General features: G+C 70.2%; 9 protein-coding genes. 1 reads left to right on the top strand and 8 read right to left on the bottom strand.

Annotation, left to right across the window (positions count from 1 at the left end; translation table 11 throughout):
* Positions 1-118: 118 nt before the first annotated feature.
* From AB0H93_RS32495 to AB0H93_RS32465, 7 genes are all read right to left on the bottom strand, one after another.
* Entirely contained in the window at positions 119-847 is a 729-nt protein-coding gene (locus AB0H93_RS32495) for a hypothetical protein (RefSeq protein WP_358577852.1), read from the bottom strand.
* Positions 848-1,000: 153 nt separating this feature from the next.
* Positions 1,001-1,777: a serine protease gene (locus tag AB0H93_RS32490; protein ID WP_358577850.1), complete on the bottom strand. Its 777-nt coding sequence runs from the start codon at positions 1,775-1,777 to the stop codon at positions 1,001-1,003.
* 47 nt (positions 1,778-1,824) lie between these two features.
* Positions 1,825-2,754 (bottom strand): hypothetical protein, encoded by a 930-nt coding sequence (locus tag AB0H93_RS32485; protein WP_358577848.1) that lies wholly within the window; start codon positions 2,752-2,754, stop codon positions 1,825-1,827.
* An 80-nt stretch (positions 2,755-2,834) separates the two neighbouring features.
* Positions 2,835-3,704 carry an ABC transporter permease subunit gene (locus AB0H93_RS32480; RefSeq protein WP_358577846.1) on the bottom strand — a complete coding sequence of 290 codons (870 nt, stop codon included), beginning with the start codon at positions 3,702-3,704 and terminating at the stop codon, positions 2,835-2,837.
* Positions 3,701-4,576 carry an ABC transporter ATP-binding protein gene (locus AB0H93_RS32475; protein ID WP_358577843.1) on the bottom strand — a complete coding sequence of 292 codons (876 nt, stop codon included), beginning with the start codon at positions 4,574-4,576 and terminating at the stop codon, positions 3,701-3,703. Before AB0H93_RS32475 ends, AB0H93_RS32480 begins: the two co-directional genes overlap by 4 nt.
* A complete protein-coding gene (locus AB0H93_RS32470) occupies positions 4,573-4,965 on the bottom strand; it encodes a GntR family transcriptional regulator (RefSeq protein WP_358577841.1) in 393 nt (130 codons plus the stop codon). The genes AB0H93_RS32475 and AB0H93_RS32470 overlap by 4 nt, the downstream gene beginning before the upstream one ends.
* 193 nt (positions 4,966-5,158) lie before the next feature.
* Positions 5,159-5,788 carry a helix-turn-helix domain-containing protein gene (locus AB0H93_RS32465; RefSeq protein ID WP_358577839.1) on the bottom strand — a complete coding sequence of 210 codons (630 nt, stop codon included), beginning with the start codon at positions 5,786-5,788 and terminating at the stop codon, positions 5,159-5,161.
* A gap of 127 nt (positions 5,789-5,915) precedes the next feature.
* Here AB0H93_RS32465 and AB0H93_RS32460 point away from each other — a divergent pair, with 127 nt between their 5' ends.
* Complete coding sequence (locus tag AB0H93_RS32460) at positions 5,916-7,133, top strand: MFS transporter (RefSeq protein ID WP_358577837.1); 1,218 nt, start codon at positions 5,916-5,918, stop codon at positions 7,131-7,133.
* Between the two features lie 102 nt (positions 7,134-7,235).
* Here the strand turns inward: AB0H93_RS32460 and clpB are convergent, their stop codons facing one another.
* Positions 7,236-9,818 (bottom strand): ATP-dependent chaperone ClpB, encoded by a 2,583-nt coding sequence (gene clpB / locus AB0H93_RS32455; RefSeq protein ID WP_358577834.1) that lies wholly within the window; start codon positions 9,816-9,818, stop codon positions 7,236-7,238.
* Positions 9,819-10,017 lie beyond the last annotated feature (199 nt).

Here is a 10,017-nt window from a genome sequence, read left to right as displayed (position 1 = left end):
GCCAGCCCCGGCAAAATCGGCGACATCGTCCAAGCCGCACTCGTCCTCACCCACCACGAACACGGCTACACATAACCCCCACTGAGATCACCTCAATGGAAATTGCGGACTCCCGAAGTCAGCGCGAGCGTTCCGACGGCTCCGGCTCGGCGTCGACGAGTTCGTCGTCCTCCACCGCGGCGTTGGCGCCGTCGCCCTCGTTCGGGTCGGTGTCGAAGGGGTCGATCAGGTCGGCGAGTTCGCCGAGGTCGCGCAGCAGCCGCTCCAGGCGCGCCGGGTCGGCGTCGTCGGGGTGCAGCGCCGCGAGCACCCAGTCGTTCTCCAGCCACACCACCGTGACGTCGTGGCCGATCTCCTCGGTGGCGTCCACCAGGTCCGGCGTCACCAGCGGCCGGGCCGCCGCCACCTCGGTGACGAACGCGTACCGCGAGCCGACCGGGCCGAGCAGGTCCAGCTCGGAGTCCTGCGGCACCGGGACGTCGGGCAGCCACAGCTCGATGGTGGCCGGGGCGGACCGGCGGCAGCGGATGGCGGCCAGCACCGCGGCCGCCTTGCCGTTGACGTCGAGGTCGAGGACGTACACCTGGCGCCGCCCGTCGGCGGTGAACGTGGACCCGGCCACCACGTCGGTGGCCGTCACGCCGCCGAACTGGGCCAGCACGCCGCGCTCCCACCTGGTCGGCAGGACCTGGTCCACCTCGGCGAACTGCCAGCCGCGCAGCGCGGCCCAACGGCGTCGCTCGCGGTTGTTCGACGCGCGCTGGGATCGGTCGGCGATCAGCAGCACGACGCCCGCACCGATGGCGACGACGGCGATGACGAACCAGAGCCACGCAGGTATGCCCACACAGCGCAGGGTAGTCCGATCATCGCCGAACACGAAGATCACCTGGGCATCCGGTGCGGAACCGCTCCATCGGCTGATATTGACCTGGGAAAACACGTCACGGAGAGGTGCGGCCGGGGCGACGTGCACCGGCCGCACCTCCGATCAGGTGGTTCAGCCGCCGATCGTCTGGCCGATCCAGTCCCGGACCGCGACCGGGTCGGCGAAGATGTCCGGCTCGCCGCCGCAGACCGCCTCCTCCGCAGTGCCGCCGAACCGGCTCGTGATGCCGATCTGCTCCCAGCGCCCGGCCGCGTCGCGGATCAGCGCCGGACCGCCGGAGTCGCCCTGGCAGACGGAGTCGCCGGTGGCGGGCGGCCGAACGCAGGCGTCGACGCTGCCGTCGGTCTTGGCGCACTCGGCGTCGTCGCCCACCTCGGCGTCGTACTGCTTCAGCTGGCGCGGGAAGGCCGGGACCTCGCCGCAGTCGAACTCGCTGCACTCCCGGCCCCAGCCGATCAGCCGGGTGTCCTTGCCCGGCACCTGCTCGGCGTCCGCGATCCGCACCGTCGGCAGGTCGACGGGCCGGTCGAGCTTCAGCAGCGCGAAGTCGTACTGCGCCAGGTACTCCTTCTTGTACTGCGGGTGCAGGACCTTCTCGGTGATCCGGCGCTCCTCGCCGCCGGTGGTGCGGTCCGGGCTGCCGACGCGCGCCGTCAGCTGCCCCGCGTCGAACGAGTCGACGCAGTGCCCGGCGGTCAGCAGCCAGCCGTCGTCTATCAGCGTCGCTCCGCAGTGGAACCTGGGCTCGTCCGGCACCTGCAGCGACGCCATGAACGGGTACTGCTCGTCCGCCGGAGCGCCACCGACGATCGCGCCGGCGCTACCGGCGGTCGCGATCCCGACCAGCGCCGCGCCGAAGGCGGCAGCGAGCAACTTGGTGATGCGCATGGTTTTTCCTCTCGATTCGGTGAAGGTCCCGAGCGAAGCCCGGAAGATCAGATCGCCTTGCGGCGCAACAGCCAGCAGGTCAGCGCGATGCACGCCGCGGCGAGCACGAGGAACACCCCGGCGTCGACGAACTGGAGCGTCCAGAACCGGCTGCCGGGCTGGACGAGCACGATTTGGGTGTAACCGGCCGCGCTGAGCTGGTCGATCTCGGCCGTGCCGATGGAGTTCGGCGCATGCGGAACGCCGCTGGCCCGGAGCGCCCCGAAGATGTCGAGCTCCTCGCCTTCCGGGCTCCGGTAGACGAACTCGGTCACCCAGCCGCGCGGCCCCCGGTAGTACTCGTCGGTCGTGAGGCGCTGCGGCGACATGTAGTGCGGTCGCAGCCACGCCACGACGGGCAGGAAGACGGCCAGGAAACCGACCAGCGACAACGCCATCCCGACGAGGAGGTGCTTGGTCACCGTTCCGGCCAGGACGCCGAGCGCGAAACCGAACACGCACGTCGCGGGGAAGGACGGCAGCACCATGCCGAAGGCGTCGAACCAGCTCCACTCCGGCACGGCCGGCTGGAAGTACCACACGTACGCCGCCGAGAACACGGTGCTGAGCACGGCAATCGCGCCGCCGAGCAGGAACACCTTGCTGAACAGCCAGTGCTCGCGGGAGATCCCCTGCGTCCAGGCGTAGCGGAAGGTTCGCTGCTCGATCTCCCGCGTCAGCATCGGCGCGCCCAGGAACGCGCCGATCAGCGCCGGCAGCACGGGAAGCAGTGTCCCCTGCAGGCTGCTCAGCAGGCTGAGGGACGAAGTCCACTCACCGCAGTCGATCCCGATACCGATGCAGTCGACCAACTCGGCCTGTCCCAGCGAATCCCGCATTCCGTTGCCCAGCAACAGGAACCACGCGGCGAAACCGAGCAGGACCGCGCCGACCAGGGCGACCATCAACCGATGTTGCCGCCAGGTCAACCAGATCATTCGTACCTCCGGTTTTGGGGGTTTTTCCGGGCAGCATCGGTCGGGGCGCGATTCGCGCCCTCGTCTCGCCCGGAATCAGGTCAGCTGAATTTGCGGCGCAGCCAGTAGAAGGCCAGCGCCAGACAAGCGATGGTCAACGCGAGGTAGATCCCCGCTTCGATGAACTGGAAGGACCAGAAGCGGTCCGCCGGGTGGTAGGTGACGATGCTGACCGGCGCGGGTTCGCCTTCTCCCCAGACCGCCGAGCTCCCGGTCCCTCCCGAGCTGTCGCGGAAAACCGCACCGAGGTAGTACACATCGTTGAGCACGTCCTCGGATCCGGACTGCCCGTCGACCGGTTCGAGCGGCCGGGCGAGGGTCATCGGCTCCATGTAGTTCGGCCGCAGCAGCCAGGCCATCACCACGAAGACGGCGCCGCCGCCGAACAGGGTCGCGGCCATCGCGGGCACCGTCCGCTTGAGCAGCGTTCCGGCGGCGACTCCCAGCGCGAAGGTGAACAGGCAACTCATCGGGAACGCCGGGACCGACTGGTTGAAGAACTTGAACCAGCCCATCTCGGGAACCATCGGCGCGAACCAGCTCATGTGCACGAGGGAGAAGGTCGTGCTGAGCACCAGAACCGCGGCCCCGACCAGGAGCACCTTGCCGCACAGCCAATGACTCCGCGAGACGCCCTGGGTCCACGCGTAGCGGAACGTGTTCTGCTCCAGCTCCCTGGACACCAGCGGAGCACCCGCGAACATGCCGACCAGCAGCGGCAGCGGCAGCAGGAAGCTGCTGACGTCCTCGCCGAACTTGACCAGGCGCGAGAACCCGTACGCCGCGGTGTAAACCGTCGAGGCATCGGCGCCGAGCGAGCCGGAGAAGAGGTAGATCGCCGCCACGCCGAGGAAGACGACGGCGAATCCGGCCAGCCCGAGCCGGTGCTGCCGCCAGGTCAACCAGGTCATGCGGCGGCCTCCCGGATGCGCTGCGGCGCCGAAGCCGTCAGGTAGTGCATGACGAGCGTTTCCAGGTCGACGCGCTGCACGTCCCACGCAGAGCCGGGAGCCGGGGGATTCCCGCGCACCAGCAGGGAAACCCGGTCCTCGCGCTCCTCCCGGTGCACGATCTCGCCGGTCACGCCCGCCGCCGCGCCCTTCGGTCCGATCAGGACGTGGTGCTGCTCCAGCAGGTCGTCGATGTCCTCGGAGAGCTTGACCTGGCCGTGGTCCAGCACGATCAGGTGGTCGCAGAGCCGCTCCAGCTCGGAGACCACGTGCGAGGACAGGACCACGGTGCAGTCCCAGGTGGCCTTCGTCTCCATCAGGACGCTCATCAGCTCCCGCCTGGCCAGCGGGTCGAGGCTGGCCACCGGCTCGTCGAGGATGAGCAGCTCGGGCTTCTTCGCCAGCGCCACCGCCAGCGCGACCTGCGCCCGCTGGCCGCCGGAGAGCCCGCCGATCCGGCTCTCCAGCGGGATGTTCAGCTCGGCGAGGCGGTCCAGCGCGATCTGCTCGTCCCAGCGCTTGTTCAGCATCCGCCCGGCCTTGAGCATCTCGCGCACCTTGAAGTTCCGGTACAGCGAGTGCTCCTGGTCGAGGTAGGCCACGCGGTCCAGCACGGTGCCGGGGCCGACGCGCTCGCCGAGCAGCGTCAGCTCGCCCTCCGTCGGCGCGAGCAGGCCGACCATCAGGTTCAGCAGCGTGGACTTGCCCGCGCCGTTCGGGCCGACGAGGCCGACGACCCGGCCCGCAGGCACCTGCAGCGAGCAGTTCCGCAGGCCCCACTTGCGGCCGTACCGCTTGCCGAGGCCGGTCGCCGTCATGGCGGTTTCAGTCATTGGTTCCCCTCAGGACAGAAGTCGTGCAGCACCGTCGCGATCAGCGCGGAGATGCCTTCGGAATCCATGCCGGCCCGGTACGCCCCGGTCAGCCACCGCTCCAGGCCGGCGCGCAGCTCGGCCTGCTCCTCCGCGGGCAGTCCGGTCAGGCCCCGTTCGATGAAGGTGCCCGCCCCGGGACGGCCCTTGGCCAGTCCCTTGTGCTCCAGCTCGCGGTACGCCTTCAACACCGTGTTCGGGTTGATGACGAGGTTCTTCGCGACTTCCTTGACGGTGGGCAGGCGGTCGCCGACCTGCAGCTGCCCGAGCCGGAGGGCGTGCTCGACCTGATGCACGAGCTGCCGGTAGGGCGGCACCCCGGTACCGCTGTCGACGCGGAACTCGATCAAGCACTTCCCCTATCACTCTATTAACCTACGATCATAGGATAACTATCGGCCGATCTAGGTCAAGCGGAACCCCGAAAATGCCCCTGAACAGCGAAAAGCGCCCCAGCTGAACGCTGAGGCGCGGGATGCCCGTCCGGGCTAGGTGATGTTTTGCCCGGTCGGAAACAGGCTTTGGCGGCCGGTCGTTCGGCGGTCAGGACATGGCGAAGTTGTCGCAGAGGGCCTGCCACTCCGCCCGGTCCGGCGGCGGCCCCGGCAGCTCCGCGCCTCCCGCGCGCAGGCCTTCGAGCACCAGGGCCAGGTAGCGCGCGCGGAACTCGGCCCGCCGGGCCTCGCTCGTCGGCAGCGCCGGGTTGAGGTGCTTGAGCAGCAGCAGGATGTCCGTCCAGTCCACGTCCGCGCGCAGCTCGCCCGCCCGCTTCGCGGCGTCGACCAGGGCCTCGATCTCCCTCGCGACGCCCTGCTGCAGCTCGCGGAACTCCGCGGAATAGGTGTGCTGCTGGTCCATCGGCGGCAGCACGGTGCCGATCCCGGAGCCCTCCCGCAGGCAGCGGCGCATGAACCGGACCAGGGCCTGCCACGGGTCGGATTCCTCGGCGCGAGCCGATTCCGCCTCGCCGATGATCCGCCGGAACGCGGTGATGCGGACCTGCTCGACCAGCTCCTGCTTGCTCGGGTAGCGCCGGTACACGCTCGCCACCCCGACTCCCGCGCGCTTGGCGACCTCCGACATCGGCGCCGCGAAGCCCTGCGCGGCGAACACCTCGCGCGCGGCGGCGATGACCTGGTCGTCGTATCGCGCGGACCTGTCCGGTGTGGGCATGGCCACAGCATACGCGGGCAGCGGAATGATCCATTCCGCTGCCGGGTTGGACCGGACCGGAATCACTCATTCCGCTGCGGCCCGCTGCGAGCAGGGCGATCCGCGGCCGTTGGAAGCAGAGGAAGGCATGACCACAACGGAGCTCGTCCAGCCCCGCAGCGGAACCCTCGGCCGCGGCGCGCTGTCCCGGCCCGCGTCGTTCTGGTTCATCGGCGGGGTGTACGCCCTGTTCCTGATGGCCTCCACCGCGCCGTCCCCGATGTACTCGATCTACCAGCAGCGATGGCACTTCACCACCACGGTGCTCACCGAGGTCTTCGCCGTCTACGCGGTCCTCATCCTGCTCGCGCTGGTGCTCTTCGGTTCGCTGTCCGACCACATCGGCCGCAGGCCGGTGCTGCTGACCGGGCTGGTGCTGGAGATCGCCTCGATGCTGGTGCTCGCGATCGCGCCGAGCGTCGGCTGGCTGCTGGTTGGCCGGGCGCTGCAGGGCCTGGCCACCGGGATCGCGACCAGCGCGATCAGCGGCGCCCTGCTGGACTTCCAGCGCCCGGGCACCAACCGCGGATCGCTGATCAACGGCGTCGCCGCCGGGCTCGGCATGGCGCTCGGCTCGCTGCTGGCGGGCGCTCTGGTGCAGTTCGTGCCCGGGCCCACGCTGACCAGCTACCTGCTGCTGATCCTCGGCTTCCTGCTCGCGATCCCGGGCGTGCTGCTGATGCCGGAGCCGGTCGCGCGCCGCAGCGCGCTGCGCGAGGTGCTGCGCCCGCAGCGGCCGACCGTGCCGGCCGGGAAGGGCGCGACGTTCGCGCTGATGGCGACGACGCTGCTGGCCTCGTGGATCGTCGGCGGCATGTTCATGTCCCTCGGGCCGTCGGTGGCCAAGGGGCTGGTCAGCGGAAACTCCTACCTGGTGGGCGGTTTGGCGGTCGCGGCGCTGGCCGGGTTCGGCGGGCTCGCGCAGCTTCTGCTGGGCGGCTGGGAGGCGCGGCGCGCGGTGCGGGTCGGCGCGCCGCTGATGCTCGTCGGGCTCGCCGGGGTTGCGGCGGCCGCGCTCGGGCAGAGCGCCGTGGTGTTCTTCGTCGGCTCGGCGGTGCTCGGCACCGGCTGGGGCCTGGTGTTCATGGGCGGATTCCGGATGCTGACCGGCTTGGCGGCCCCGGAGCACCGGGCGGGCACCGCGGCGCTGATCTACGTCGTGGCGTACCTGTCGGCCAGCGTCCCCAGCGTCGCCCTGGGCTTCCTCAGCACGGCCTACGGCCTGACCGCGGCGACGCTGGTCTTCACCGCGACGGCCGCCGTCTTCGTCACCGTCGCGGCCCTCTCCACCTTCGCCCGCCACTGACCCCAGTTTCAATTGAAACTGCGGAAAACCCTGGCACCCTGGGGGTGCAGTTTCAATTGAAACTGCACACCCAGGGGTTCGGTCAGGGCCCGTGGGGCGAGGTCAGGCGGCTTCGACCGTGAGGGACTCGTTGTCGTCCGCGGTGTCGACGCGGATCTTGTCGCCCTCCCGGATCTCGCCGGCCAGGAGCTTCCGCGCGAGCTGGTCGCCGATCGCCGACTGGACCAGGCGGCGCAGCGGGCGCGCGCCGTAGACCGGGTCGAAACCGTTGAGCGCCAACCAGTCCCGCGCCGCGGGCTGGACGTCCAGGGTCAGCCGGCGCTGGGCCAGCCGCTGGGCCAGCCGGTCCACCTGGATGTCCACGATGGACGTCAGCTCGTCCGTGGTCAGCGAGTGGAAGACCACCACGTCGTCCAGCCGGTTCAGGAACTCCGGCTTGAAGTGCCCGCGCACCACCGACCGCACCGCCTCGTCGCGCTCCGGGTCGGTGAGGTTCGGGTCGGCGATCGCCTGCGAGCCGAGGTTCGAGGTCAGCACCAGGATGGTGTTGCGGAAGTCCACCGTGCGGCCCTGGCCGTCGGTGAGCCGCCCGTCGTCGAGCACCTGCAGCAGCACGTCGAAGACGTCCTGGTGGGCCTTCTCCACCTCGTCGAACAGCACCACCGAGTACGGGCGCCTGCGCACCGACTCGGTCAGCTGCCCGCCCTGGTCGTAGCCGACGTACCCGGGCGGCGCGCCGACCAGCCGGGCCACCGAGTGCTTCTCGGCGTACTCGCTCATGTCGATGCGGATCATCGCCCGCTCGTCCTCGAACAGGAACCCGGCCAGCGCCTTGGCCAGCTCGGTCTTGCCGACGCCGGTCGGCCCGAGGAACAGGAACGAGCCCGTCGGCCGGTCCGGGTCGGCGACGCCAGCGCGCGTCCGGCGCACCGCGTCGGACACCGCGCGGACCGCCTCGGACTGCCCGACGACGCGCGACTCCAGCGCGTCCTCCATCCGCAGCAGCTTGGCGGTCTCGCCCTCCAGCAGGCGGCCGGCCGGGATGCCGGTCCACGCGCTGACCACGTCGGCGACGTCGTCCGCGGTGACCTCCTCCTGCAGCATCGCCTTGCGCTCGGACTGCGTCTGCGCGGCCGCTTCGAGTTCCTTCTCCAGCTTCGGGATCCGGCCGTAGCGCAGCTCGGCGGCCTTGCCCAGGTCGCCGTCCCGCTCGGCGCGGTCGGACTCGCCGCGCAGCTGCTCCAGCTGCGTCTTCAGGTCGCGGACCTTGTCGATGGACTCCTTCTCCTGCTGCCAGCGCGCGGTCAGCTCGGAGAGCTTCTCGCGACGGTCGGCCAGTTCCGCGCGCAGCGCGGCGAGCCGCTCCAACGAGGCCGGGTCGTCCTCTTTGGACAGCGCCATCTCCTCGATCTCCAGCCGCCGCACCGCGCGCTCGACCTCGTCGATCTCCACCGGCCGGGAGTCGATCTCCATGCGCAGCCGGGACGCGGCCTCGTCGACCAGGTCGATGGCCTTGTCCGGCAGGAACCGGGCGGTGATGTAGCGGTCGGACAGGGTGGCCGCGGCGACCAGCGCGCCGTCGGTGATCCGCACGCCGTGGTGCACCTCGTAGCGCTCCTTGAGGCCGCGCAGGATCGCGACGGTGTCCTCCGGGCTCGGCTCGCCGACCAGCACCTGCTGGAACCTGCGCTCCAGCGCCGCATCGGTCTCGATGTGCTCGCGGTACTCGTCGAGCGTGGTCGCGCCGACCATGCGCAGCTCGCCACGAGCCAGCATCGGCTTGATCATGTTGCCCGCGTCCATCGCGCCCTCGCCGGAGGCACCGGCGCCGACGATGGTGTGCAGCTCGTCGATGAAGGTGACGACCTGCCCGGCCGAGTCGGTGATCTCCTTGAGCACCGCCTTGAGCCGCTCCTCGAACTCGCCGCGGTACTTCGCGCCCGCCACCATCGAGCCGAGGTCCAGCGCCACGACCCGCTTGCCGCGCAACGATTCCGGCACGTCACCGGCGACGATGCGCTGGGCCAGGCCCTCCACGATCGCGGTCTTGCCGACGCCGGGCTCGCCGATGAGCACCGGGTTGTTCTTGGTGCGGCGGGACAGCACCTGCACGACGCGCCGGATCTCGGCGTCCCGGCCGATCACCGGGTCGAGCTCGCCCTGACGGGCGCGGGCGGTGAGGTCCTGGCCGTACTTCTCCAGCGCCTTGTAGGTGCCCTCGGGGTCCGGGCTGGTGACGCGAGCCGAGCCGCGCACCTTGCCGAACGCGTCGGTCAGCGCCTCCGGCGTCGCGCCGTGCCTGCGCAGCAGGTCGGCGACCCGGCCACCTTCGGCAGCGAGCCCGACCAGCAGGTGCTCGGTGGACACGTACTCGTCGCCCATCTCCGTCGCCAGCCGCTGGGCGTGCGTCAGCGCCTTGACCGCGTCACGGGAGAGCTGCGGAGCGGACAAGGTGCTACCACTAGCGGTCGGCAGCTTGTTGACGAGCTGCTCCAGCTCGCGCCGCACGTCCGCCGGGTCGGCTCCGACGGCGGTCAGCAGCGGCGCGGTCAGCCCGTCGCCCTGGGCGAGCAGTGCGCCGAGCAGGTGACCGGGGTCGACGTCCGGGTTGCCGGCCACCGTTGCGGCCTGCACCGCGGAGGAGATCGCCTGCTGGGTCTTCGTCGTCGGGTTGAACGCGTCCATTCCTCACCTCGTGGCCGGGGGCGGCTGCTTCGGGTCGTGTGCATCCATCATGTTACCCGGACAACGTGAGGAAAGTTGAGCGAGTTCCGCTCAAGAATCGTCAGCTGGCTCACTTTCGAGCACGCCCGGATGTCGATTTGGACGAAATGTCACACAAAGTGCTTGATTGCGTGATTTCACCCGATTTAGCTACACGGCC

This window comes from Saccharopolyspora sp. NPDC050642, from assembly GCF_040654735.1.
GTDB lineage: Bacteria > Actinomycetota > Actinomycetes > Mycobacteriales > Pseudonocardiaceae > Saccharopolyspora > Saccharopolyspora elongata.
The sequence above is the reverse complement of the archived record's forward strand: the minus strand, read 5'-3'. Positions and strand labels throughout refer to the sequence as shown.

Bases quoted from the DNA above. Each gene is read 5' to 3' on its own strand.
- AB0H93_RS32490 (WP_358577850.1), bottom strand. From the start codon at position 1,777: ATGCGCATCACCAAGTTGCTCGCTGCCGCCTTCGGCGCGGCGCTGGTC.
- AB0H93_RS32485 (WP_358577848.1), bottom strand. From the start codon at position 2,754: ATGATCTGGTTGACCTGGCGGCAACATCGGTTGATGGTCGCCCTGGTC.
- AB0H93_RS32480 (WP_358577846.1), bottom strand. From the start codon at position 3,704: ATGACCTGGTTGACCTGGCGGCAGCACCGGCTCGGGCTGGCCGGATTC.
- AB0H93_RS32475 (WP_358577843.1), bottom strand. From the start codon at position 4,576: ATGACTGAAACCGCCATGACGGCGACCGGCCTCGGCAAGCGGTACGGC.
- AB0H93_RS32465 (WP_358577839.1), bottom strand. From the start codon at position 5,788: ATGCCCACACCGGACAGGTCCGCGCGATACGACGACCAGGTCATCGCC.
- AB0H93_RS32460 (WP_358577837.1), top strand. From the start codon at position 5,916: ATGACCACAACGGAGCTCGTCCAGCCCCGCAGCGGAACCCTCGGCCGC.
- clpB (WP_358577834.1), bottom strand. From the start codon at position 9,818: ATGGACGCGTTCAACCCGACGACGAAGACCCAGCAGGCGATCTCCTCC.